This window comes from Brevibacillus borstelensis (genome assembly GCF_003710865.1).
Taxonomy (GTDB): domain Bacteria; phylum Bacillota; class Bacilli; order Brevibacillales; family Brevibacillaceae; genus Brevibacillus; species Brevibacillus borstelensis.
The window spans coordinates 97,815-123,186 of record NZ_RHHO01000038.1; the positions used below are offsets into that span (position 1 = coordinate 97,815).

The window sequence follows — 25,372 nt, forward strand, 5'->3', positions numbered from 1 at the left end:
AGTCGGAGCTGGCGGTATCGTGCGATAGTGCTACAGTCATAGCCGTCTGAAGCCAGAACATGGCTTTAGGCGGTTTTTTGCTGGAAACAGGAGGAGTGTACAAATCTTTGCGTAAAATTTACATAACATTTAGACAAGTTCTATAGAATCAGGATAAGAACCGCAAAAACAATCAAGGAGGGAAGTACACGATGAATCCGTTGATGAGGAAGGGAAAACGGAGCTGGCGTCACCTGGTGCTGGCCGCAGTGCTCATGATTGCGACAGTGCTGCCGTTCGGACTTGCGCCAAAAGCCGAGGCCGCTGTCGCCGGGCACGTAGTGATCAGCGAGATTTACGGCGCTGGCGGGAACAGCGGGGCAACTTACCAGCACGATTACGTCGAGCTGTACAATCCGAGCGGACAAGCCGTTTCGCTGAACAACTGGTCCGTTCAGTACGCCGCTGCAGACAGGGAAAATTGGCTCGTAACGCCGTTGTCGGGCAGTATTTCCGCCCACAGCTACTACCTCGTCCGGCTGGCGAGCGGCGGAGCCAATGGAAGTGCCCTCCCCAGCGCTGATGCGACCGGCGGCACGAACATTTCCGCCACGCGAGGAAAAGTAGCGCTGGTCAGTCATGCGACAGCGCTTTCCGGCAATCCCGTGACTGATCTGGCCGTGATCGATTTTGTCGGCTACGGAACGGCAAATGCGCACGAGGGAGAAAGCCCGGCCCCCGCTCCTTCGGCTGCGAAAAGCATTGTCCGGAAAAGCAGCGAGTCCGGATTCGTGCCCGGGAAAGGCAGCGCCTGGGATACGGATCATAACGGCGCTGACTTTCTCGCCTGGGAGCCGCAGCCGCAGAACAGCCAGAGCTCCCCGGAAGAGCCGGGAGAAGGCGGCGGAGAGCCGGGAGGAGAGGTGCCGGAGGTCAAGCCGATCAGCGAGGTGCGGACGTCGTCTTCGGGAACGCTTGCATCCGTCCAGGGCATTGTCACTGCCGCTTTCGAAGCTGGCGGCAAGACGAACGTCTTTCTGCAGGACGAGACGGCGGGCATGCTGGTGCGTGCGGCGGGTCTCGGCAATATCGTTCGGATCGGCGATGAAGTCCGGGCAACCGGGAAAGTGAATGATTACTACGGGCTGCCGCAGATCGAGCCGGCCAGCACAAGCGATGTCGTGATCGTACAGGAGAACGCGGGCGTCCCCGAGCCGCAGGAGGTCATCTCGACAGACTTTAGCGCTGCAGCCGGGGAACAGTTCGAGGCCGAGCTGGTCACAATCAAAAATGTGACCGCAGGCGCAAGGGACAGCAAAGGGAATGTCACTTTGACCGATCCGCATGGGGCCTTCATTGCCAAGCCGTACGATGCTGCTCTGCTCAAGCCGGGGGCGTTTTACGAACGCTTGACCGGGGTCGTCACCTACGATTTTAACGAGTATAAGCTGGTCCCCCGCTTGGCCGAAGACGTGATCGGCGATGGTGGAAGCCAGCCGGACGCCCTGCGCATCCGCGACATTCAGGGCAAAGGGCACCGTTCTCCGTATGAGGGAGCAAACGTGTCCCGCGTGGAGGGCATAGTGACAGCAGTGGTAAACGGCAATTCGGGAACGGTCGGGTTCTACATGCAGGACCCTGAGCCGGACAACGACCCTCGCACTTCGGAAGGCATCTATGTCTACGAACCGGGTGCAAATGTCCGGGCGGGCGACAGAGTAGAGGTCAGCGGAGCGGTCAAGGAATACGTCAGCAAGAGCCGGGAAGCGACCGACCTGACGCTGACGGAAATCGACGCCGCTTCCGTAGCAGTCAAGGAGAGGGGCTTGCCGCTCCCTGCTCCGGTCGTTCTGGGCGAGGGCGATTATCCATACCCGAAAACGGTGATCGACAATGACAGCTTCTCCCTTTTTGATCCCGAAGAAGACGGCATCGACTTCTGGGAAAGCCTGGAGGGAATGCTCGTTCGGGTCGATCAGCCGCGCGTCGTAGGGGCGACCAAGACCTTTGCCAATCCGCCGAGTGTGGAATTCGTCATTCTCTCTGACAAGGCGAATCCCGATAAAGAACGCACTCCTGCCGGAGGTATCCCGATTGCGGCAGACAATTACAATCCCGAGCGAATTACCATTGCCGACAAGTTCGTTGCGGGAGCTCCCGAGGTCAAGGTGGGGGATGCGTTCGCCGGGCCGATCGTCGGGGTGATCGACTACAGCTTTGCCAACTTCAAGCTGTACAACACGGAGCCCCTGCCTGCCGTCGTAGATAGCGGCTACGAGCGGGAGGTGACCACGCTCGAGCCTGCCGAAGACCGCTTGAGCATCGCGACCTACAATATCGAGAACTTCTCCGCCCGGGACAATGCCGACAAGATAAACGGTATCGCAGAATCTATCGTTCACAATCTGAAGCAGCCTGACATCGTGGGCGTAGTGGAGATGCAGGACAACAACGGACCCCCAGACAACGGCGTGACAGACGCCAGCCAGTCGGGCCAGGCGCTGATCGACGCCATCGTGCGGGCAGGGGGAGCAGCATACCGCTACGTCGATATTGCCCCGGAGAATAAAAAGGACGGCGGACAACCGGGCGGCAATATTCGCGTCGGCTTCCTCTACAATCCAGACCGTGTCAGTCTGGCGGACCGTCCGGCAGGTGATGCGGTGACAGACGTACAGGTCGAAGCCGAACAGGGGACAGCCCGCCTTTCCCACAATCCTGGACGCATCGACCCGCTCAACCCGGCATTTTACGATAGCCGTAAGCCGCTCGCTGCCGAGTTTATTTTTGACGGCAAGCCGGTGTTTGTCATTGCCAACCACTTTAACTCAAAGGGCGGAGACGATGCACTGTTTGGCGTGAAGCAGCCGCCTGTTCTGGTGAGCGAACAGCAGCGCGTCGAGATCGCCAAGGTCGTCAATGGCTTTGTCAAGGAGATTTACGAGGCTGATCCTGAGGCAAACGTAGTCGTGCTGGGAGATTTCAACGATTTTCAATTCTCCCGTCCGCTGCAGGTGCTCGAAGGAGACGAACTGACCAACATGATAACCACGCTGCCTTTGAGCGAGCAGTACACGTATAACTATCAAGGCAATGCTCAGGTACTGGACCACATTCTCGTAAGCAATCACCTTGCCGAGAAAGCAGAGATCGACATCATTCACATCAATGCCGACTTTACGAAAGAGGACGGGCGGGTGAGCGATCATGATCCGGTGCTGGTGCAAATCGAGCTGCCGGGCTCTGACACGAACCCCGGAGATGTCACGCTGGAGAAGCAGAAGGCGTTGAACAGGCAAGCGGCAAGGGAAATTCTCTCGGCTGCAGATGAGGAGAGCGTCCTCAGCCAGGCAGATCTTGCTGGAAAGAGCCTGCAAAAGCTGATCGGAGCTTCGAGCATAAAGGCAGTAGACAAATGGGCAGCTATCGAGGATACGATCCAGACCGTACTGAAGGCAGTCGTCGAGCAAACAAAAAGAGGGATCGTCGACGAGAGCACGCTGTCGGCACTCACAGCGGACTTCCTGCAACGGGCTTTTGAGCCTGCCATTCGCTCAGGAGCCCTGACAGACGATGAAGCTGGCCAACAGGCGCTTGGGGCCTTGCAGGCTCTCCTGGAGACAGTCGTTCTGTCCATTGACGAGGATGAACGGACTGACGACCTGCTGGAGCAGCTGCAATCTGTTGCCGATACTTTGCTTGCAAAGGCCGGCGTCATTGCTGTGGAGCGGGGCGAGGAGCTGGATGCCGGGGACGAACAGGTGAAGCTTGTTCTCTTGGTACTGGAAGCCCTCGATAAGGCGTTCGATGACAGGGACGAAAAAGTCGGATTCGAGCCATCCTTGTCCATACAGGTGCTGAAAGCGGATGAGGAAAAAGACCAATCCGAAGCTGCGGTCACGCTCGGCAAAGAGGTGACGGAGCGATTGGCCGAGATCGAAGCGACCGCCCGTCTGGAGGACGCCAGCGGAGCATGGGTGCTGCTGTCAAAAGACGCGATCGACAGCTTCGAGGGCGAGCGTCTGGGCATTACAGTAGAGCCGTCTGATTCTCCCGAGGCCCCTGCAGCTTTCAAGGCGGCAAGCGAAGTATATACGTGGGAGCTTAAGGTAAACGGAGAGCCAGTCAAAAGCCTTGACGAAGGCGCCGCCATGCTGGGAATTCCCGTGAAAACGGAAGTCTCGCGGAATGTGAAGGTGTTTCTGTATGAGAATGAAAAATGGAAACCACTCACAGACAAAAAAGGCAATCCGGCAAGAGTAACCCTGACCCATGATGTCGCCGTATTTACGACGGAAAAGGCGGGACCTCTGGTGCTGGGAGAGGAGCAAAAAGAGCAGGAAAAGCCGCCGGTGGTGCGGGCCCTGATCGTCAAGGATCGCAACTACAAGCTGAAGCCCGGCGAGGAAGCACAGCTCCAGGTCACAGCCAATCTGGGCAATGGCGGGAAACACGATGTGACCAGAGACGCCCAGATCGAGTATGTATCGGATCATCCCGAGCTCGTCGCCGTCAGCGACGAAGGATTGATCCAGGTCTCGGATTCGGCCAAGGACAAGGACAAGGCCGTGATCACGATTACCTACGGGGGCAAGTCAGTCGATGTCCAGGTCAGTGTGAAAAAGAAATAGAGTGGGAAACGCAGAGGGTGTCCCAACGTCTCGCGCAGACGGAGGGGGACCCTTTTTGCTGTCAAAGAAGGCACAATGAACGACTACCCCAAACGCAAGACAATTTGGACAATTTTTGCGGAGTGTGATAGAAATGGGAGAGAAACGATTATACTGGAACATGGGAAAATGGAGGCGGAAACCAAGTGACGGATCATCACAATGAATCACACACCGAAACGGTTACACAAGTCATCGGCGCCATGCAAAATCAAATGGATGATTCCTCCACGACTCTGAACAAGCTGGCGAAAATCGCGATGTACAGCCCCTTCCATTTCGACCGCATGTTCAGATCGGTCACCGGCGTCCCGCCCCGTCAGTTTTTGGCTGCCCTCCGGATTGACCGGGCCAAGGAATACCTTGCGACGAGCGATTTGCCCATTACGGAAATCGGACAGCGGGTGGGGTACAGCAGCTTTGGCACGTTTTCCACCCGTTTTGCCAAGCTGGTCGGCATCTCGCCGCAAAAATTCCGCCAGCATATGGACGTCTGCAAGGAGCGTGTACGAAAGCACTACGAGAACGAAAGAGAAGCCGTTTGTCCGCCATCGCCTTCGGTCGGAATCAGCGGCAGTGTATGGGCCCCTGACAGCTTTGACGGCTTGATCTGTATCGGGCTTTTCGCCAAGCCCATTCCCATGGGTACGCCAAAAGCCTGCACGATGGTGTTTCAATCCGGCTCCTTTTGGCTGCCACCGGTTGCCGATGGGACCTACTACCTGCTGGCGGCGGCGTTCACTTGGGATGAACCGCTGATGGAGTATTTCCTTCCCCGCAACAATCTGCGCGGAAAAGCGGCGGGAGCCATTCGCGTGAAAGAAGGGCAGTTCTTTGGCGACACCCGGATTTTCCTGCGGCCGCCAAAGGCGTATGACCCACCCGTTCTCGTCTCTTTGCCCCTTTTGATCACGCGATTTTTGGACGAGGCCGAGCGTCTGCCAGACGACGGAAACAGACAAGAGGCCATCGGTGCAATCTGACTAGAGGACTTTAAATAAGCCCGTGAAAGACCTGCAGTTGTAGAGATGAAACGAAAGAGAAATAAGCAAAGGTCTTTGGGACACCTACCCAGGCGGAATGGAAAAAGCGGAACACGCACTTAGCGTCCAACCTCTGAGACACCCCCAGAAATCGCTGCTTTTGGACGCGTTCCGCTTTTGGAGTGGAGCCGGCCAGTCCACTCCCCCGGCAAGTGTCCCACTGTACCCTGAGCGTTTTCTCTTTCGTTTCATCTCCTCCCCGAAAGCCCGATCCAAGCGCTTTTTCTTCAAAGCCCGGCTAAAGCAAATTTCTTTAAACCCGACTGAGAAGCCTACTCTTTCGCTCTCTGCCAATACTCATAAGCATGAACCGCATTCCCCTTGTAAGAAGAATGCTCCTCCAAAAGCCCGGGAAGCATGTCTAGCTGCCGCCGCATTTCCGCTTTTCCCTCCTCGTGGAAAGAGACATAATTCCCCTCATGGCTTTCCTTCATCTCCACAGCGATGATCATCTCCTTGCCGAGTTCATTGGCAAACCGCAGCTCATCCTGGACAATGGCGGCAATCCCTCCTGCACCCTCGGCGTGGTCGCGGAAAGCCATCAGCGTGATGTGGTCGTGCTGCTCAATCATCCATTTGCTGAAAGACGTGTCGGGATCGCCTGGCACGTGAAAGCGGTCCAGCCAGACTGCAAGGTCGCTGCTGGTCACGAGGCTGCCGCCGCCTTCCTTGCTTTCGGACACGAACGCTTCGATATTGCTCATCCACTGCTTCAATACGCCCTCCGGATCTTCCCGCCAAAGGGGGAGGACGTACGGCTCGATGTCCAGATGAATGCCGCGGAACTGCTCTTCGGGTGCGGCACTCCTGTTGTACGCTTTTACGTAGCGGACCAGCCTCAGCATTCGTTCCCTGTTTGCCTCCAGCGCCCATACCGGGTGGCCGCCCATCGCGTGGACTTCGATACCCGCCGCTGCCGCTTTTCCTGCCAGTTCGCGGTATGCCTCGAAAGGCTGCTCCAGATCGAGCCGGACATACAACAGGTTGATGCCTTCCTGTTTGGCAAAGGAAACGATTTCATCCGCTTGGGTAATGGCTACATCCGCATGCCACACGTATGTACCGAGCAAAGGCTTGTCGTGAGGCAGCGGCTGGATAGGCGGTGTTTCTGTCTGGTTCAGACTCTGCCAGTAGCGGTAATCATGAACGGCTGTTCCGGCAAAAGAAGGGTGCTTGCTCAGTCGTTTCTCCACCAGGTCTAGCTGCCGCTCCATGACCTCAGGCCCTTCTTCGTAAAAGGAAGTGTGCCGCTGGCTGGGCATCTCCTTTACGTTTACCGCGACGAGAACCTGTTTTCCGAGCCGATCCGCTATGCCAAGCTCATCTGAGACCAGCGCCTCGATCCCGTTGGGTCCATCCACACTGTCTCGATAAGCCATCAAGGTAACGTGGTCGAATGTATCGATCATCCATTCGCTAAGAGTGGTGTCCGCAACCCCGGGTACAGGGATGTTGTCGAACCAAACGGCGAGATCTGTGCTTACTTCCAGCGCCGGATCGTTCCGGGCTTGCTCGACGAAAGCTTTCATGTTGGCCGTCCACTGCTTCAGCACCTCTGCTTGATCGGTGTTCCACTCGGGCAGGAGGTAGGGCTCGATGTCGAGGTGCACCCCATCGATTCGTTCTTTGGCGTCGGCCTCGCTGTTGTAGCGCGATACCCAATCCAGCAGGTCCAGCATGCGTCCGCGGTGGCTGGCAAGAGCCCAGGCGGGGTGTCCTCCCAAGGCGTGCACTTCGATACCGGCTGCATGCGCCTCTTGCAGAAACGGGCGATAGTAGTCGAACGGCTTTTGCCTTTCGATGCGAAGATAGATCGTGTTGATGCCGTTTTGCTTGGCAAATCCGAGAATGTCCTGCCGCTTGGCATCGATCAGCTCTGCCTGCCAAATCCACGTCGCTTTTTTGGTTTTGTCGGGAGAGGAAAAGCCGAAGAGAATACTCGCTGCTACACAGAGAAGCACGTACAAAAACCGGGACTGTCTCATCATTTTGTTCCTCCATCAAAAATGCGTAGTAGGCTGTCATCAGGTGAAGTTCTTGCCGTGTCGGCCGAAACGAATAAGAGTCTCGGCAACAAATTTTTACCATCGTAGTACAGGGAGGCAATGGCTCACAAGCACAGAAAAGACTAGTTTCTTGTGAAAAAGAACCCAAAGAGCAGACGGAACAAAAAAACAGGGCCGACCCTCCCGGATCGCCGCGACAGCAGTCACGGCGAAGGAAAAGAGGGGCAGCCCTGTATCTGAATGATTCAATCCGGTTGTCGTATACGGAAAATGGTCTATTACAGACGGGCCATGCCCATCGCTTTCTCTGCCTTGTACAGCATCTCGTTTGCCACATCTGCCGCTTTTTTGGCGCCAGCGGTGAGAATATCGTCCAGCTCCGGCGAACCAAACAGCTTGTGGAAGCGATCCTGGATCGGTTTCAGTGTTTCGACCACTACTTCGGCCAGTTCGGTTTTGAACGCTCCATATCCTTTGCCGTCATACATGGCTTCCAGCTCCTGAATCGATTTGCCGGAGCAGAGGGAGTAGATGGTCAAGAGGTTGGAAATTGCCGGTTTGTTCTCTTTGTCGAAGCGGATCGAGCCTTCGGAATCCGTTTGCGCCCGTTTCACCTTTTTGACGATGGTGTCGGGATCGTCCAGCATCGAGATGAAGCCGCCCTGGTTGGGGTCGGACTTGCTCATCTTTTTGGTGCCGTCCTGCAGCGACATGATGCGAGCGCCGACCTCGGCCACCCGAATGTCCGGAATTTTGAAGACTTCGCCGTAGCGGTTGTTGAAGCGGGCAGCCAGATCGCGGGTCAGCTCCAGATGCTGTTTTTGATCCTCGCCGACAGGGACAAAATCGGTGTTGTACAAGAGGATGTCGGCTGCCATCAACGGCGGATATGCCAACAGGCCGCCCGGGATCGATTCGCCCCGTCCCGAAGCTTTGTCCTTGAATTGTGTCATGCGCTCCAGCTCTCCGACGTAGGAGGTGCAGAGCATGATCCAGCCGAGCTTGGCATGAGCAGGAACCTCGGATTGAACAAACAGGGTGACCTTCTCAGGGTCCAGGCCGACAGCCAAATAGAGCGCGGCCAGACGGCGCACATTGTCCTTCAGTACGGCAGGCTCTTGCGGCACGGTGATCGCGTGCTGATCGACAATGCAGTAAAAACAGTTGAATTCATCCTGAAGCGGCACAAAGTGCTTCATCGCTCCAAGATAGTTGCCTAGCGTGAGGATACCGCTGGGCTGAATGCCGGAAAAAATCGTTTTCATGTCAACATTTCTCTCCTTTCCAAAATGGGAACGAAAAATAAAAAAGGTCCATTCGTCCGAATAGGGACGAATGAACCGTGGTGCCACCCTTGTTATTCCGGGCAAACACAGACCGTGCTTGCGTGGAATCTCTTTACCCGTACCAGTGATACGGTGCCCGTTGTAACGTGTGGACTATTCACGCCAGAGCCTACTGCCGGTAAGCCCGGGTTCGGTCTGGAGCTCGGAAGCCCATTCAACATCCATTTGACACTGATTCGCACCAACCATCAGCTCTCTTAAGTCTCCTGTGATGTCTACTCTTCTTCCTCATCGCCGAGTTGTCATCCTTTGAGGAGTTATTTTACTCTCAACTGAAAAAAAAATCAACCGGATTATTGACAGCAAGATTCATCAGGTATAAAACTAACTCATAAGTTATATAGCTCAAAAGTTAGTTTTAAGGAAGTAAAGGGGGAAAGGACATGATTGCGTGGCTTGATTCCATATGGGAGCTATCCGTTGTTTTATGGCTGCTGCCGATCGCTTTTATTTGCCACGATCTGGAGGAGATCATCACGGTAGAAAAATGGCTGGCCGGAAACAGGGAACGAGTGCTCAAGGTGCTTCCGCCCAAAGCAGCCCGTTTTTTAGAGCCGTCCCTGTCGATGAATACCGCGCAGTTTGCTGCCGCAGTGGCCTGTATCTTTCTCGTCATCTCCAGCGCTACGGTATTGGCAGTGACAACGCTGTCGACCGGAGCTTATTTGCCCTTTTACCTGGTGTGCGTGCATGTCATGTTTCTGCATGTCTTTACCCATGTGGGGCAGTCGATCCTTCTTGGCAGCTATACCCCCGGAGTTGTGACGGCGGTAGTGGTCATATTGCCGTACTCCTCGTACGCCTATTATCGCCTGCTGGCATCGGGAGCGGTCAGTTGGGAGCTGTTGTTTTCCACCCTGCCGTTTGTCCTTTTGATCATCCCGGTTTTGTTCTCGGCTCACTGGCTAGGCGAGCGTCTGGTGAAGCAATAAGCGATTATCAATATTCATTGTCCATTGTTTATTGTTCATTGGTCTTTGACTTGATTCCCTCTCAGCCGCAAATTTGCTATGGTAAGAGGAAGGATAAAAAGACTGCCAGCACGAAAGAGGGAGCTTACTTGAAGCTGCGTTTGGGGATCATGGGAGCCGATGATTCACTGGATATCATCCGTTCCGTCGTAAATGACTATGCCGAGATCGAATGCCTTCCCATCGTTTATTGGACGGAAGAGGAAATTTTTGACCTGCTCGAGCCTCATGTGGGCCAGGCGGACATGTGGCTGTTCTCCGGCCAGGTGCCGTATTCCATGGTAAAGGAATGGGGCAGGATCAAGACGCCGATGGCCTATGTTCCGCATATCGGCGCCAGCCTGTACCGGACACTGCTCCATATTTCTCACGAGAAAAGCATTACTGTCAGCGAGCTCAGCTTTGATACGTTTTCGTCTGACGAGTTTTCGCGTTTGCTGGAGGAGGCGGGTCTTTCCACTTCCCGAATCTGGCTGAAATCGTACGCGGGAGCGATTCATGCAAGCGAGCTGGCTGACTACCACGAGACGCTGTGGCGGGAAGGCAAGACGAAGGCGGCCGTCACTTGCCTGCGAACAGCCCAGATGGAACTGGAAAGACGCGGGGTGCCGGTTTACCGCGTATTGCCGACCCGCGCAGGCGTAGAGGCCGTCCTCAGTATGCTGCTGCGGACCTATGAAATGCTTCAGTTCAAGGATACGCAGATTGCCGTCCAGATGATGGAGATCGATTCGTTCAAAGGCTTGACCAGCGGAACATTTTCTACAGACGAGCTGTACAATCTGGAGATCAAATCGACGGAAAAGCTGCTGCGCTACGCAAAGCAGCTGCAAGGCTCCCTGAAGATTGCGGGGCCGGGCCGGTACGTCATTTTTACGACAAGAGGCATCCTGAGAGACTTTACCCGTGACTTTGTGGCGGCTCCCCGCCTGGAAGAGCTGTCGGGCATCCAGGACGAGATGGTCACCTGCGGCATCGGGATCGGCAAGACGGCCTACGAAGCGGAAATCCACGCAGGAACGGCGCTGCTCCACGCCAAGGAGAGCGGACCGGGCTCCTGGATGGTGTTCTTCGACGACAAGCGAATCGCCGGACCTCTGGGGAAAAGCGAGCAAATTACGTTTAGCGGCGCTTCCGGCCAGCTCCAGGAGATCAGCCGGCAGACGTCGCTTAGCGTACAGACGCTCAGCAAGCTTCAATCGATTTTGAAGAAGCGCGGCTCGGCCGAGATCAACGCGCATGAGCTGGCCATGCACATGCAGATCATGCCGCGCAGCGCCCGCCGCATCCTGATCGAGCTGGAGACGAAGGGTATTGCGACCGTCGTCGGTGAAGAGAGTCCGCATCCGCGAGGAAGGCCGCGAAAGGTGTATCGGATCGAGCTTTGAGAGAGAGTTTGAGCGTGTTTTCGAACAGGTCCTCACGAGACTTTCGGCGGAAAGAGGAAAGGGGGAACGAGGGTGGGCACGTGGAAGGGGAGCAAGTGGCGGCGTTTTGTCAGTTATTTGGCGTATTCGATTTTCTGCGGCATTCTTATTTTGCAGATGCTGCGTGTGCAAGTTCTTCTCCAGGAGCAGGTCAGAGTGACATTTAAGTCGATGCCGCTTCTTGTCTACTCTGCGTTTTTTCCTGTCATCATCGGGATATTGCTCGGGATACCCGGCTTTGTCCGCACCTGCAGACAGCCAGCGGCCTGGAGCTTTGACTGGGTGAAATTCATTGCTGTCGGAGTCCCGTCTCTGTACGGTTCGCTTTTTATCTGGCTGTATTTTTCTCCTGTCGGAAGCAATTTGCCATTTGCTTCCACCGTACTGGGCTGCGGCGGTTCGACTTTCCCGGCGATCTGCGGGATCGTTTTCGGCTATATACTTATCGGGTGTTTTCGGAAAGCGGAACGGAAGGATGCGAAGCAGAGCGCGCCAATCTCTTAAACAAAAAACAGATGCCATTTCCTGGAGGAACAAAACAGCGATTGACAACAGCCGAGAAATGGCATACTTTTAAATTAGATATTTAGATGATTGTCTAAATGTCTAATAACCAAGATTTTATGTTCCCAAAAAGGTCGTGGTTTTGTGAATGATACCTTTAAAGCGCTGGCTGACCCTACGCGCCGACAAATCATCCGGCTGTTGAAGGAGAGAGATATGACAGCAGGCGAAATCGCCGATCACTTTGCCATGACAAAGCCCAGCATCTCCCATCATCTCAGTTCATTGAAACAGGCGAAGCTGATTTTGGATGAGCGGCAGGGGCAGAACATCGTGTACTCCTTGAATACGACAGTTGTGCAGGATGTCATGGGCTGGTTTTTGGAGATTATTGGGGACCGGAAACCTGAGAAGGAGTGAAAGGCATGAATCAAGCGGTCAGTATCATGATCCTGTTGGTACCCATCCTCATCGGATTGTTTACGTACAAGGACTTGCCCGAACAGATGGTCATCCACTTTGGGCCGGGCGGGGAGCCGGACGGTTTTCAAAGCAAAGGAACGTTCTTTTTGACCTACATTCTGATCAGCATCGTGATTTTTGCAATCGTTGCATATACCCGCAAAATTGACCCGAAGAAGCAAAATTACGAGAAATTCGAGAAAGCGTACGGCATCATCCGGCTGCTCACCGTCCTGATTTTGAGTGCAGCCTTCAGCCATCTGCTGGCTTATAACCTCGGGATGCGGGCGATAGGCGCGGACGTATTTGCCAACCTGATCATCGGGGTCCTCTGGCTCGTGATCGGAAACTATCTGCCGCAGGTGAGAAGCAATTATTTCATTGGAATCAAAACGCCATGGACACTGGCGAGCGAAGAGGTGTGGCGCAAAACCCACCGGATGTCGGGGCCGCTCTGGGTAATTGCGGGACTGTTTGCGATCTTGTCGGCATTCCTCCCTGCCATGCGTGACGCGAGCTGGCCGCTGCTGGTCGTGATCGGCTTGTCCGTCGGGGTACCGGTCATTTACTCTTACATGGCGTATCGCAGGCTGGAGGGGACGAAGGGATGAAAAGTGGAAGCATGCACGGCTACCCCTCATACGGCAAAGCATATGTGCCCCTGTTTGTTGCCGGACTGATCGGCGTGATTGCACTCGTTCCCACATCTGTCAGGCAGCTTCAAAATGTGCCCGGATTGCCTGACATGCCGGTAGCGGTGCTGGCCGCTCTGTCCATGCTGCAGCCTCTGATCCTGCTGGCGATCTCGGTTGCTGTGGGAACATGGCTGGCTCCACGGGTCGGGCTGACATCGCTTGTCGCCGACAAGGCGACGAAAGGCGAGCCGTTTTGGAGCCGATTGCGTCCGCAGATGCCTGCTGCCATCGTTTTTGGCATCGCGGCAGCGGTCATTTTGCCTCTGCTCGACATTTTCTTTCAGCCGTGGCTGCCCGCAAGCCTTGCGGGCGGGGCGCCTCCGCGGGATCTCTCCTTTACCATCAGCGCCATGCTGTACGGAGGCATTACGGAAGAATTGCTGCTGCGCTGGGGCATGATGTCGCTCCTGGCGTGGCTCGGCTGGCGCCTGTTCCAGCGGGGGAGAGAGATTCCGGGAGCTGCGGTTATGGTCACCGCTATTGTCATAAGCGCTCTGCTGTTTGGCATCGGACATCTGGGAGCGGTGGCCGTCCTCGCTCCGCTTACGCCTATGCTGATCATCCGTACCATCCTGCTGAATGCCGTGGGCGGAATTCTTTTCGGCTGGCTGTTTTGGAAGCATAGCCTGGAAGCAGCCATGGTCGCCCACGCGGCGGCACATGTCGTGATGACACTTGTGGCGCTTGTGCTTGCTGCTCTAGGATGATTTTGCCTGCGGAAGGGCTGGGAGCGCTCGTGAAGAGCAGTCCCGGCTCTTTTTTTACTATGTCCAAACCGTTTTTCTTCCTCAGCCGTTTTCATCTCCTTCACCAAGGCCTGATTGACCGTTTTTTTAAACCACGACTGAAATCAAGAGGACCGCTTTTTCCTCGGTCGCCAGGAAGAACACGCAACACCGGAAAGGACTTCCAATAATCCCCAAAATATTTCCCTCTTTTCAAAATTGACAGACTATTATACAATTATGGACACAACCGTAAATCAACCGTTAATTGCGTAAAGAAAAAGGGGTGAAAGCGTATGATCAATCCGGACAGGCTGTGGGATCGGTTAATGCGTTTGAGTGACATCGGCAAACAAGAGTCGGGCGGCATTACCAGACTTTCTTTTACACCCGAAGAGAGAGCTGCAAAAGATCTCGTTCGCGGTTTTATGCTTGAGGCGGGGCTTGCCGTACGGGAGGACGAGGTAGGCAATTTGATCGGCAGAAAAGAAGGCGGCAATCCGGAAGCGCCTGTCGTCCTGGTCGGTTCGCACATCGATTCTGTGTTCAACGGCGGAAACTTCGACGGTCCGCTTGGCGTTTTGGCTGGCGTGGAAATCCTGCACGCGATGAACGAGCAAGGCATCGCCACCGAACATCCCATCGAAGTGATCGCCTTTACCGATGAAGAGGGGACCCGTTTCAGCTACGGCATGATCGGAAGCCGCGGCATCGCCGGTCTATTGGAAAGAAGCGAGCTGGAGCATTGCGACAAGGACGGCATCTCGATTGCCGAGGCGATGAGACAGAACGGTTTGGATCCCGATGCGATCGGCAAAGCCGCTCGTCCGAAGGGGAGCGTAAAGGCGTACGTCGAGCTGCATATCGAGCAGGGCAAGGTGCTGGAGAGCCGCAATCTGTCGGTCGGGGTGGTAAGCGGTGTAGCCGGTCCTTTGTGGGTGAAGTTCATCCTCGAGGGGGAAGCCGGGCACGCGGGAGCCACACCGATGACGCTTCGCCGCGATCCGCTGGCGGCGGCAGCAGAAATCATGCTGGCGATCGAGCAGGAGGCGGGCAAAACGGGAACAGCCGTCGGTACGGTAGGACAGCTGCAGGCATATCCCGGCGGCGTGAACATCATCCCGGGAAAAGTGGAGTTTTCGCTGGACCTTCGCGATGTGGATCAGGCGGTACTTGACCGCGTCGAAGCCGAAATTGTCAGAGTTGCCAAGCAAATATGCGAAAAGCGAGGCATTCAGCTCGCGATCGAACTGTTGCAGCGCATACCGCCGGTCATCTGCTCCGAAGAAATTCAGCAGGCTGCCAAAGACGCGTGCGAGTCGCTTGGCTTTGAACCGTTTACGATGCCGAGCGGTGCCGGACATGATTGCATGCAGTTGACCGGCCTCTGTCCGGTTGGCATGATCTTTGCCCGTTCCCAAAAGGGCATCAGCCACAATCCGGCTGAATATACCACCAAGGAAGACTGTGCAGACGGAGCCAATGTGCTGTACCGCACGGTTCTCTCACTCGCCGGGAAGGCGTAGGAAAGCACGAATTTCATTAGGGAGGCGTATTTGAATGACGACGACAGCGACACTCAATCAAGAAGCGGAACAGCTCAAGGAGCAGGTAATCGCGTGGAGGCGTTATTTGCACCAAAATCCGGAGCTTTCGTTTCACGAGGAAAAAACGGCCCAGTTCGTCTACGACACGCTCGTTTCGTTCGGCAACCTGGACGTGACCAGACCGACCAAGACAAGCGTGATGGCGCGGCTGATCGGTTCACAGCCCGGGCGTGTTCTGGCGATGCGGGCCGACATGGATGCCCTGCCGATCACGGAGGAAAACACCTTTGCGTTTGTCTCCACGAATCCCGGCGTGATGCATGCTTGCGGTCACGACGGACATACGGCGATGCTGCTCGGCACGGCGAAAATTCTCTCAGGGATGAAAGACCGGATCAAAGGCGAGGTCCGCTTCCTGTTCCAGCACGCGGAGGAGCTTTTCCCCGGCGGGGCGGAGGAAATGGTGCAGGCAGGGGTCATGGACGGCGTGGACATGGTCATCGGGACCCATCTGTGGGCGCCAATGGAATTTGGCAAAGTGGGGATTTGCCCAGGTCCGATGATGGCCGCACCGGATACCTTCTACATTACCATCACCGGCAAGGGAGGGCACGCAGCACTGCCGCATCAGACGGTCGACAGCATTGCCATAGCGGCACAGGTGGTCACCAACCTGCAGCACATCGTCTCTCGCAATACCGATCCGCTGGACAATCTGGTCATTTCCGTCACCCAGTTTATCGGCGGAACGACACACAATGTCATCCCGGGATCGGTCAGCATTTGCGGCACTGTTCGCAGCTTTGACCAAAAGCTTCGCGATTCCGTTCCGGCTCTGATGGAACGCGTCGTCAAAGGAATTACCGAGGCCCACGGAGCCACCTATGAATTCAAATACGAATACGGCTATCGTCCTGTGATCAATGACGAGGAAGTGACCCGTCTGATGGAGAGCATCGTCACGGAGACGCTGGGAGAGGAATGGATCGACCACATGAAGCCGAACATGGGGGGAGAGGACTTTTCGGCATTCCAGCAAAAAGCTCCGGGCTGCTTCTTCTACGTAGGCGCAGGCAACCAGCAGAAGGGCATCGTCTATCCGCACCATCACCCGCGCTTCACGGTAGATGAAGATGCGCTGGAGGTAGGCGTGAAGATCTTCGTCAATGCCGCCCATAAAATCGTCATGGCATAGATTTGCATGAAAAAACCGAAGATTCCGAACGGTTGCAAATCGCAGGAATCGACAGACAAAGGGGGATCTGCTGCCCATGAAACTGATTCATCTATTAGCCTTGCTGCCGTTTATCGGAATACTCGGTTGCATCGGATTTGTCAATAAAGTAGAGCCTTACGTGCTCGGACTGCCCTTCCTTCTGTTTTGGATCGTCCTCTGGGTCGTCCTGACCTCTGTCATTATGGCGATCATCTACAAGCTGGACCCGGCGAACAAGAGAGGTGACTCCTAGATGAATGCAGCGTTGATGATCATTTTCGGATTCCTGGCATTGTCTCTCTTTCTCGGGATTCAGGCAAAACGCGGCAAGGATATGAACCTGGAGCAGTGGACCGTCGGGGGACGCGGCTTCGGAACGATATTTGTATTCCTGCTGATGGCGGGCGAGATTTACACCACCTTTACGTTCCTGGGCGGCAGCGGCTGGGCATATGGCAAAGGCGGGCCGACCTTCTACATTCTCGGCTATGGCTGTCTCGCCTATATCATGTCGTACTGGCTGCTGCCCGCCATCTGGCGCTACGCAAAAGAGAACAAGCTGATGTCGCAGTCCGACTTCTTTGTCAGCAAGTATAAAAGCCCGTACCTGGGTGTCCTCGTCTCAATCGTCGGGGTAGTGGCGCTCATCCCGTATCTGGTCCTCCAGCTAAAAGGCCTGGGGCTGATCGTGGCAGAGGCTTCTTACGGAAGCATCTCAAACACGGCGGCGATCTGGATCGGGACCATGGCTGTCACGGTATACGTGATGATCTCCGGAATCCACGGCTCGGCGTGGACCGCTGTGGTCAAAGACATCATGATTCTGTTTGTGGTTGTGTTCCTCGGTCTCTATCTGCCGTTCCACTACTATGGCGGCATCACCGAAATGTTTCAGGCTGTCGAAGCGGCCAAGCCAGGATTTGTCGCTCTGCCGGAAAAAGGCCTCAGTCCGTCCTGGTTTGTCTCTACTGTTCTGCTGACAGCGCTTGGTTTCTATATGTGGCCTCATACTTTCGGTTCGGTCTACTCTGCTCAAAATGAGAAGGTCTTCCGGAAAAACGCGATCGTCATGCCGCTTTACCAGTTGGTGCTGCTGTTCGTCTTCTTCGTAGGGTTTGCCGCGATCCTGCAGGTGCCCGGACTGGAAGGGGCGGATGGCGACATGTCACTCTTGCGCCTGTCTATCCAAACCTTCGATCCCTGGTTTGTCGGGGTGATCGGCGCGGCGGGGCTGTTGACAGCGATCGTGCCGGGGTCGATGATTCTGATGTCCTCGTCGACGCTGATTGCGAAAAACGTGTACAAGGTATTCGCACCGAAGACGACGGACGAACAGGTATCCAAGCTGGCCCGTTATCTGGTGCCTGTAGTCGCGCTCATCTCGCTTTACTTTACATTCAAGGGCGGAGATACACTCGTCACCCTGCTGCTGATGGGCTACAGTCTCGTTACCCAGCTCTTCCCTGCGCTTCTGTTCAGCCTGTCCAAACGCAATTTTGTCAGCAAGCAGGGAGCGGCAGCCGGTATCATCGCCGGTGTGGCAACGGTTGCGATCGTCACGATCAGCGGCATCACGATCGGCACCCTCTTCCCATTCCTGCCGCAGTCCATTCAAGATCTGAACGTCGGCATTATCGCACTGGTCGTCAATCTTGCAGTGACGACGGTTGTGAGCCTCGCTACAAAAGGCAGCGCGAGGGCAAACGACGAGACTATCAACGCAGCGTAGGCACTGGTTTTCCGAGACAAACAACAAAACAGGGCTGTTCCGATTGGAGATGACTGTACAATCGGAGCGGCCCTGTTTCTATGCGGGTCGGCAGCGATACGGAGGGACAAAAACAGCAAGAGGTTTTCGATTCAAAGCGACGAATCATACTGTGTCCGAAACAAGCGGTGCCAGATCGATTTTTTTCGCTGCTCGTCGCGGAGCTGGGCCAATTGCTGCTTGGCTTCGATGATGTCGCTCATGGCTTTCATCAAGCGGCGGTCGCGTTCCTTCAGACTATTGCGGATGTACGCTTCCTGCTTTTCCAAGCGTTCCATCAGCTCCATCTGAACTGCATCCTGATGCTGTACATGCTGGGCGAGAGAGTGGATTTTCTCTTCCAGCCGATCGACATGGGCGCTGGTCCGAAGAGCCAAAGCAGCGGATGTGCTCGCAGACAGTGCAGCCGAATGGTTTGACGGGAAAGGTGCAGAGCCGGCAGAGGGCACGACCGGGGGAACAAGGCTGAGCGAAGCGGCAGTTTCCCGCTTGGTCTGTTGAAAGGAAGTGCGTCCGGCTACGGTCCGCGCCGCTTCCTCGAGCGGCATCAGGTTTTCCTTTGTCAACTGATAAAACGAGCGCAGTGCGTCGACATCCGACTGTCTGTATTCCCGGCGGTTTTGACTGTCCCGCAAAAACCGGTACCCCTGCTGCTCCAGGAGCATGCTCCACTTTCGCAGCGTGCTGGCTCCGACTCCGAGAATTTCGGCCAGTTCACGTCCGGAGTAGGTTTTCTCCTTGGCAACCAGTTCGATCACGTTCTTCATATGACTTCCCTCCCGTTCTGACAAAAGTATTCCGAACATTGTGAAATGATTATGCTTGTACACTTCGCTGACACTAAGTAAACTCCTGTTTGCAAACGTACGACAAATTCTATCAGGGTTCGTCCCATAACCCATAAAGAGAGGAACGAAAGGATTCATGTCACGACTATTGATCCTCGGTGCGAGCGGTTATCTTGGTTCCAAGATCGTTGAAAACGGAAAAAAGCAAGGATGGGAAGTGACGGGGACGTGCTTTCAAAACCTCCATGCGCAGTACAGTCAGGTAGATTTGAGGGAAGAAAGCGCCTGTGCAGAGCTGCTCCGGCAAGCGAATCCTGATGTGGTGATATGGGCAGTGATGAGCGGAGAGAACGAAACTGCCCTGATTCAGAAGGGGCTGTCCGGAGTTCTCTCCCATATTTCGCCAGCGACAAGGCTGCTGTTCGTGTCGACTGATGGCGTTTTTGAAGGGGCTCAAGGACCGTACCAGGAACGGGACGCTCCTTCCTTCTGGAACAGGGACAGCAGCTTGGCGGCTTATTGCAATGCCAAGCTTGCCGGCGAGGAGATGGTGAGGAGCGGCCATTTGGATCATGCTATCGTCAGATCAGGTCCCATTTACGGGCCGGATGCGGACGGGCGCTGGGACAATCGCGTGCGCCAGTTGACAGAGGCATGGGAAAAAGGGGAGCGGGTTGTCCGCAGCAGCAATGTCCTTCGCACGTTTATCCACGTGGAGGATCTCGCGGACGCTTTGCTGGAGCTGGCCGGAAGCGAGTGGACGGGCACTTTGCATGTGGGACCGAGCAGCTTTGAGAGCTATTACACCTTTGCACAGAAGACAGCGCTTCGCTTTGGATACGACCCGGCCCTGGTAGAAGAAGACCAAATAAGTAGGGAAGACGCGGCAAACAAAGGGATCAAGCTCGACCTCAGGCTGGATACATCATTGGCCTGCCGCAGCTTGCATACGTCCTTTCGTTCTGTATAGTGCCGAACGTCCAGCAAGGCAGAGTAAACGGCCAAATGTCACCCGGGATCATTGCCAAAGGGTGGCTGCACATTTTGGAGAAAAATCCACGTTTGCTTTGGTTGAATGGCGTTGCATGTACATAGGATGCAGGTAAAGGAGGGATCAACCATGGCATTTCGTGATCAGGCCAAAAAGCTCGAAGGGGAAAAAGTGAAGGTCGATACAGTGAATGGCACCTTCGTCGGCAAACTGGTGGATGTGAAAAACTCTACCTTGATTCTGCGGGACAATGAAGGCAAGCGCGTTGTCATTCGGGACTCGAAAATCATCGCGCTCGTCGAATTGAAGGATCCCCATCACAAAGACAATCTCCTCTCGTAAGCCGGTAGTGTCAAACGCAAGCCGGCAAGGAACGGACTGGCTGCGAAAGCCGTGAAGGAACGGACTGGCTGTCGGCTCTCGCAGCCTTTTACATAATCGGACGGAAGAGCAAAAACATACGCGGAGGGCAGAAAAAACACTTGCGATAGCGCTTTTGGGATTGGATAATATTAGCAAAACACATACTATTCCGACTTGTAAAGTTGGGAAAATGGAGGGTCTCATGCGCATTATCGATCTTTCGCAAGTGCTCGAGTCAGGAATGCCCCAGTACCCGGGTCAGCCGGTTGCTGAGTTCAAGCAGGTTTCTCAAGTAGAGTCGGACGGGTTTCAGGTGACCGACTTTCACGCAGTCGTTCACGTTGGAACGCATTGCGATGCACCAGCCCATTTTATTCAAAATGGCGAGACCATCGAGGCAATCCCGCTGGAGCGTTTTGTCGGCGAAGCTGTGATCGTGGACGTCCACCTCGACGGACAGCGGGAAATGAGTCCGGCTGTTCTGGAAGGCGCGGACATTCGCCCGGGAGACATCGTTTTGTTCCGTACGGGCCTCAGCAAGCAGTGGGGGACGGATGCTTACGAAACCGACTACCCTTACTTCGGAGAAGAACTGGCCAAGGAGCTGGTGGAGCGCGGAGTTCGGGCAGTCGGGCTCGACTTCATCTCTCCCGACCCGATCGAGACTGAAAACTTCCCCGCTCACCACATTTTTCTCGGCAACAAGCTGGGGATCGTGGAAAACCTGAAAAACCTGGAGCAAATTGACCGCAAGCGCGTCTTCTTCGCGGCTGCGCCGCTCAAGATTAAAGGGAGCGACGGCGCTTTTACGAGAGCCTTTGCGGTTCTGTTTGACTGATTATTCAAATGTTTGAAACAACATGCGCCAACTGATTTGACATGGCTGACATTCCCACCTATCATCAGGAATGAATAGTAGATTGCGAAGAAGGAAGGGAATGCACATGTTGGAAATCCAGTATCACGGTCATTCTTGTATCCAACTGACCAGCGAAGGACATTCAATCATCATCGATCCGTTCATCACCGGAAACCCGCTTGCTGCCACGAAGCTGTCCGATATTCGGGTTCAGTACATTCTCTTGACGCACGGACACCAGGATCACATTTTGGACGCCGTAGAATTGGCGAAGCAAAATGACGCTACCATCATCGCTACGTTTGAACTGGCCAACTACCTGGGATGGCAAGGTGCCAAGACGATGGCGTTAAACCTAGGAGGCTCCGCTTCCTTTCCGTTCGGTACAGTAAAAATGACCCAAGCCTTCCACAGCTCGGGCATGGTTTTTGAAGAAGATACGCGTATCGTTTATTTGGGAATGCCGGGCGGCTTTATCGTCACGATGGGCGGAAAGACGGTTTATCATGCGGGCGATACCGGACTGTTTGGAGATATGAAGCTCCTCGGCGAGCGCCACGACATCGACGCAGCTTTCCTTCCGATCGGGGATGTGTTCACGATGGGACCGGAGGATGCCAAAACCGCGGCCGAGTGGGTAGGAGCCAAGTTCGTCGTGCCGATGCACTATGATACGTTCCCGCCGATCAAGCAGGACGGGAAGGCATTTGTCGAAAGCCTGAAAGAAAAAGGAATCGACGGGGCCGCGCTGAAGCCGGGAGAGTCGACACGTCTGTAAGGCGTTACTTTCTCAAAAGATCGAGGAAGTTCTGTGCCGCCTTTGACAAGTAATAGTCCTTCAGCCAAATGACGCCGGATGAAGCGGCGAGCGTCGCATCCGCAATCTCGAACACCTGCAGATCATGCCCGGGGTGCATCCTGAGAACGACTTCCGGTACGATCGTCGCCCCAAAGCCGGAAGAAACCAATTGCAAGAGGACCGCGATATCCGAGCATTCGCCGAGGATGACAGGCTCCAATCGGCGCCGGGAGAATTCCTCGAGGATCAAGTGGTACACGCCGAGTCCTTCGATGCTGGGCAACAACAACGGATGATGGCAAATCTGCTCGTAGGTGATTGTCGCGGATGAGCCGGGAATGCGAGTGGAGCTGGCGAAGCGCAGCGGTTCCGTCTTTAGATGCAGGATCGAAAAGTCATTGAGTTCAAGCGGCAGCCTGATGATCGCCAGCTCAATGGCTTTTTCTTTTACCATTTTCAGAAGCTGATCGGATTCATTCTGCTGGATTTTGTACGTTACGTGGGGATAGCTTTCCTGAAACCGCTTCAACAGTATGGGCAATAGCTCGGAAGAGAGCGTGTTGACACCGATACTGAGTGTCCCTTTCGTGCCCTCGCCTACCTCTTTTACCTCGATCTCCGACTCTTCCACAAGGCTGGCAATTTTGACGGCGTGCTTGTACAGGATGCGTCCCGCCTCTGTCAGCTCCAGACCTCTGGCGTGCCTGACGACCAGGGCGACGCCCAGCTCTTTCTCCAAATTGATCAACTGCTGGCTAAGCGGCGGCTGCGCGAGATGAAGCCGCTTGGCAGCCGCAGAAATTTGTTTCTCCTCTGCAATGGCGATAAAGTAGCGAAGCTGTTTGATATCCACCGAGACTCCCCCTTCAATAATATATGGGAAAAGTAATTATTTATAATGAAAGTAATATTTTTCGTATATCAATTGCCATGATAGCATTAAGGAAGCGAATGAGCAAAGGGAGGGAAGGATTCGTGATCCGTCTGGCTGTGACTTTCTTTTCTTCTTTTTTGATTCTGGCAGGCTGCGGGGAGCCTGCAAGCACAGGGGAAGTTCTGCAGGATGCACAGAATAGAGCAAAGGAGAGTGGACAAACAGTGGTGCAGGAAAATATGGGCCAGGAGCTCATCAAGGCGGCGGAAAAAGGGGAAACGGCTGCGGTGCTGGAGCTGCTCAAAAAAGGTGCGGACATCAATGCTGCGGATGAAAAAGGACGGACGGCGGTGCTGGCAGCTACGCATGGCAATCACGCGGAAACGGTCAAAGCGCTCATCGAAGCCGGGGCCGATATTCATATCCGGGACAACCGCCTGGATAACGTGTTTTTGTATGCGGGGGCAGAGGGACTTCTGGATATCGTCAAGCTGGCCATTGATGCGGGTGCCGATCCGAAGCTCACCAACAGATACGGCGGGACAGCTCTGATCCCTGCGTCGGAAAGAGGGCATGTAGAAGTTGTACAGGAGCTGCTCGCCCGCTCTGGTGTAGATGTCAATCACGTGAACAATCTGGGCTGGACAGCGCTGATGGAAGCGATCGTGCTCAGCGACGGAGGAGAGGCCCATCAGCAGATCGTGCAGCTGCTGATCGATCACGGAGCCGACGTGAATATTCCCGACAAGGACGGGGTAACGCCGCTTGCCCATGCGAAAAAGCGCGGATACCGCGAAATCGAAGAGATGCTGATCAAAGCCGGAGGACGTTAAAATCCCGTTGGACAAATCGTGATGAAACGAAGGCACGTCTCATAAACTATGGCAAGAAGATCAGATGTCAAAGGATGGGATGTGCGGTGAAAATCGGTACCTCCGCGCTGTTGTTTTTCGCCCTCTATGCGATATACTCATGGGCAGGCTTTCTTTATCCGGAGGGTGGGGCCTGGTACGAGGCGCTTGCCAAACCGCCAGGCACTCCACCCGCCAGCGTCTTTCCCGTCGTGTGGGGAATCTTATATGCACTTATATCGTTATCGATTGTCCAATTGGCCAGAAGCCGGCAAATGGATGGAGAAACCCTGCTGCTGTTTTTTATCAACTGGGCAGTCGTTCAGGTGTTTACCTGGCTTTTCGTAGAGAAGCATCTGCTCTTGCCAGCGGCGGCAGACACCGTGCTTGTCGCTTATTCCACCTGGCTGCTGATCAAAATGATCCGGCCCCGCAAGCGGGCGGCGGCCTATCTGCTCATCCCCTATTTGCTGTGGGCATTGTACACGGTGTATCTGTCTTGGGGGGTCTTTTTGCTCAATCGATAGGTGGATGTTTCTCACCTTGTTTGAATATTGCATGGATGCTTGGAAGCATGGAAAACCGCCGCAACGATCAGTGGTTGCGGCGGTTTTTTCGCTTCAGTCGTACTTTTTCGCTTCAGTCGTACTTTTTCGCTTCAGTCGTACTTTTTCGCTTCAGTCCCACTTTTTTCCTTGGCTGCAAATGATTCCGCAGCAGTGGATAAATAGTAAGCAAGACCTGTCTGCTGTTCCTCAAGCATCTTTCGGTGAAAGTCGTCATCCAGGAAAAAGCGCGTTCGTGCCGCAAAATCGTCAGCGCTGGTCGCATGTCCGCTCTGATTCAAGAAGGCGATATGCTCGGAAATCAGCCTGTGTACACTCTCATCGTCAAATTTGACGCCCTTCGCCAGAAAATCCGCCATTCCATCCGTAAATCGCTTCGCTTCCCGCGCCATTTGGTTCATCGCCGGGACCTCGGACGAGTCGATGGAAGGAAGAGAAAAATCATAGGTCTCCTCCAAATACCGTTTTTGTTCGGCCAGTGCCTCCATCCACTCCTCTTCGTCACAAAACCCCTTGAACATCTCTGCCTGATTCATCTGTTCACCGTTCTCGGCATGTGAAATCGATTCGTCCAGCGTTTGAATGACTCTTTCCAGCCGTTGCTTGCGGGCGAGCAGAAGCTCCTTCTGACTGGCCAGAATGGACAGCCGATCAGGGGCGCCTTCGAGCAGTTGCATGATTTTTTCCAGCGGGAAATCAAGCTCCTTGTAAAACAAAATATGCTGCAGACGCTCCAGCTCTTTTGTTCCATACAGGCGGTACCCCGCTTCGCTAATCTCACATGGCAGCAGCAGGCCGATGGAGTGATAGTGATGCAAAGTCTTTACCGTTACGTTTGACAGCGCGGCGATTTCTTTTACCGTGTAGAGCATTTTCATCCCACTCCTCTCTGTTCATAGCGTAAAGGCTCCTCCTAGGTCAG

23 protein-coding genes and 1 other annotated feature are annotated in these 25,372 nt (G+C 54.7%); of the genes, 18 read left to right on the forward strand and 5 right to left on the reverse strand.

The window, feature by feature from the left end:
* Positions 1-191: 191 nt before the first annotated feature.
* Together EDM54_RS18960 and EDM54_RS18965 are read left to right on the forward strand one after the other, a co-directional pair.
* Positions 192-4,610, forward strand: coding sequence for a DUF8508 domain-containing protein (locus EDM54_RS18960; RefSeq protein ID WP_122958631.1), 4,419 nt, complete (start codon positions 192-194; stop codon positions 4,608-4,610).
* 185 nt (positions 4,611-4,795) lie between these two features.
* Positions 4,796-5,632, forward strand: coding sequence for a helix-turn-helix transcriptional regulator (locus EDM54_RS18965; RefSeq protein ID WP_031932209.1), 837 nt, complete (start codon positions 4,796-4,798; stop codon positions 5,630-5,632).
* Positions 5,633-5,964: 332 nt separating this feature from the next.
* Here the strand turns inward: EDM54_RS18965 and EDM54_RS18970 are convergent, their stop codons facing one another.
* Positions 5,965-7,677 carry a glycoside hydrolase family protein gene (locus EDM54_RS18970; protein WP_122958632.1) on the reverse strand — a complete coding sequence of 571 codons (1,713 nt, stop codon included), beginning with the start codon at positions 7,675-7,677 and terminating at the stop codon, positions 5,965-5,967.
* A gap of 299 nt (positions 7,678-7,976) precedes the next feature.
* Entirely contained in the window at positions 7,977-8,963 is a 987-nt protein-coding gene (gene trpS / locus EDM54_RS18975) for a tryptophan--tRNA ligase (protein ID WP_003388062.1), read from the reverse strand.
* 59 nt (positions 8,964-9,022) lie between these two features.
* Positions 9,023-9,285 (reverse strand) — a binding site (T-box leader).
* A 142-nt stretch (positions 9,286-9,427) separates the two neighbouring features.
* Here trpS and EDM54_RS18980 point away from each other — a divergent pair.
* From EDM54_RS18980 to EDM54_RS19025, 10 genes are all read left to right on the forward strand, one after another.
* The gene (locus EDM54_RS18980) at positions 9,428-9,976 is read left to right on the forward strand and encodes an HXXEE domain-containing protein (protein ID WP_003388061.1); all 549 of its coding nucleotides are present in this window, start codon (positions 9,428-9,430) and stop codon (positions 9,974-9,976) included.
* 128 nt (positions 9,977-10,104) lie between these two features.
* A complete protein-coding gene (locus tag EDM54_RS18985) occupies positions 10,105-11,403 on the forward strand; it encodes a helix-turn-helix domain-containing protein (RefSeq protein ID WP_003388059.1) in 1,299 nt (432 codons plus the stop codon).
* 72 nt (positions 11,404-11,475) lie between these two features.
* Complete coding sequence (locus EDM54_RS18990; protein ID WP_122958633.1) at positions 11,476-11,946, forward strand: hypothetical protein; 471 nt, start codon at positions 11,476-11,478, stop codon at positions 11,944-11,946.
* Positions 11,947-12,090: 144 nt separating this feature from the next.
* Positions 12,091-12,366 (forward strand): autorepressor SdpR family transcription factor, encoded by a 276-nt coding sequence (locus tag EDM54_RS18995; protein WP_003388057.1) that lies wholly within the window; start codon positions 12,091-12,093, stop codon positions 12,364-12,366.
* Positions 12,367-12,371: 5 nt separating this feature from the next.
* Complete coding sequence (locus EDM54_RS19000; RefSeq protein WP_003388056.1) at positions 12,372-13,019, forward strand: SdpI family protein; 648 nt, start codon at positions 12,372-12,374, stop codon at positions 13,017-13,019.
* Entirely contained in the window at positions 13,016-13,810 is a 795-nt protein-coding gene (locus EDM54_RS19005) for a CPBP family intramembrane glutamic endopeptidase (protein WP_031932214.1), read from the forward strand. Before EDM54_RS19000 ends, EDM54_RS19005 begins: the two co-directional genes overlap by 4 nt.
* A gap of 314 nt (positions 13,811-14,124) precedes the next feature.
* The gene (locus EDM54_RS19010; RefSeq protein WP_024983146.1) at positions 14,125-15,354 is read left to right on the forward strand and encodes a Zn-dependent hydrolase; all 1,230 of its coding nucleotides are present in this window, start codon (positions 14,125-14,127) and stop codon (positions 15,352-15,354) included.
* Between the two features lie 34 nt (positions 15,355-15,388).
* Entirely contained in the window at positions 15,389-16,570 is a 1,182-nt protein-coding gene (locus tag EDM54_RS19015) for a M20 family metallopeptidase (RefSeq protein ID WP_003388053.1), read from the forward strand.
* Positions 16,571-16,646: 76 nt separating this feature from the next.
* On the forward strand, positions 16,647-16,844 hold the full coding sequence (locus tag EDM54_RS19020) for a DUF3311 domain-containing protein (protein WP_003388052.1): 198 nt from the start codon (positions 16,647-16,649) through the stop codon (positions 16,842-16,844).
* Positions 16,845-18,320 carry a sodium:solute symporter family protein gene (locus EDM54_RS19025; RefSeq protein ID WP_003388051.1) on the forward strand — a complete coding sequence of 492 codons (1,476 nt, stop codon included), beginning with the start codon at positions 16,845-16,847 and terminating at the stop codon, positions 18,318-18,320. It begins immediately after the preceding gene.
* A 131-nt stretch (positions 18,321-18,451) separates the two neighbouring features.
* On the opposite strand, the gene EDM54_RS19030 is transcribed toward EDM54_RS19025, so the two are convergent.
* A complete protein-coding gene (locus EDM54_RS19030) occupies positions 18,452-19,126 on the reverse strand; it encodes a MerR family transcriptional regulator (protein WP_003388050.1) in 675 nt (224 codons plus the stop codon).
* Positions 19,127-19,283: 157 nt separating this feature from the next.
* Between EDM54_RS19030 and EDM54_RS19035 the strand changes: the two genes are divergently transcribed.
* From EDM54_RS19035 to EDM54_RS19050, 4 genes are all read left to right on the forward strand, one after another.
* The gene (locus EDM54_RS19035; RefSeq protein ID WP_122958634.1) at positions 19,284-20,117 is read left to right on the forward strand and encodes a sugar nucleotide-binding protein; all 834 of its coding nucleotides are present in this window, start codon (positions 19,284-19,286) and stop codon (positions 20,115-20,117) included.
* A gap of 150 nt (positions 20,118-20,267) precedes the next feature.
* The gene (locus tag EDM54_RS19040; RefSeq protein WP_039071194.1) at positions 20,268-20,480 is read left to right on the forward strand and encodes a hypothetical protein; all 213 of its coding nucleotides are present in this window, start codon (positions 20,268-20,270) and stop codon (positions 20,478-20,480) included.
* A 223-nt stretch (positions 20,481-20,703) separates the two neighbouring features.
* On the forward strand, positions 20,704-21,339 hold the full coding sequence (locus EDM54_RS19045) for a cyclase family protein (protein WP_039071193.1): 636 nt from the start codon (positions 20,704-20,706) through the stop codon (positions 21,337-21,339).
* Positions 21,340-21,445: 106 nt separating this feature from the next.
* Positions 21,446-22,138, forward strand: a complete 693-nt coding sequence (locus EDM54_RS19050) for a metal-dependent hydrolase (RefSeq protein WP_031932216.1) — start codon at positions 21,446-21,448, stop codon at positions 22,136-22,138.
* Positions 22,139-22,142: 4 nt separating this feature from the next.
* On the opposite strand, the gene EDM54_RS19055 is transcribed toward EDM54_RS19050, so the two are convergent.
* A complete protein-coding gene (locus tag EDM54_RS19055) occupies positions 22,143-23,012 on the reverse strand; it encodes a LysR family transcriptional regulator (RefSeq protein WP_122958635.1) in 870 nt (289 codons plus the stop codon).
* 122 nt (positions 23,013-23,134) lie between these two features.
* Between EDM54_RS19055 and EDM54_RS19060 the strand changes: the two genes are divergently transcribed.
* A complete protein-coding gene (locus EDM54_RS19060) occupies positions 23,135-23,866 on the forward strand; it encodes an ankyrin repeat domain-containing protein (protein ID WP_227277591.1) in 732 nt (243 codons plus the stop codon).
* Between the two features lie 86 nt (positions 23,867-23,952).
* Positions 23,953-24,411: a TspO/MBR family protein gene (locus EDM54_RS19065; protein WP_003388042.1), complete on the forward strand. Its 459-nt coding sequence runs from the start codon at positions 23,953-23,955 to the stop codon at positions 24,409-24,411.
* 131 nt (positions 24,412-24,542) lie between these two features.
* Here the strand turns inward: EDM54_RS19065 and EDM54_RS19070 are convergent, their stop codons facing one another.
* Entirely contained in the window at positions 24,543-25,322 is a 780-nt protein-coding gene (locus tag EDM54_RS19070; protein ID WP_122958664.1) for a MerR family transcriptional regulator, read from the reverse strand.
* Positions 25,323-25,372 lie beyond the last annotated feature (50 nt).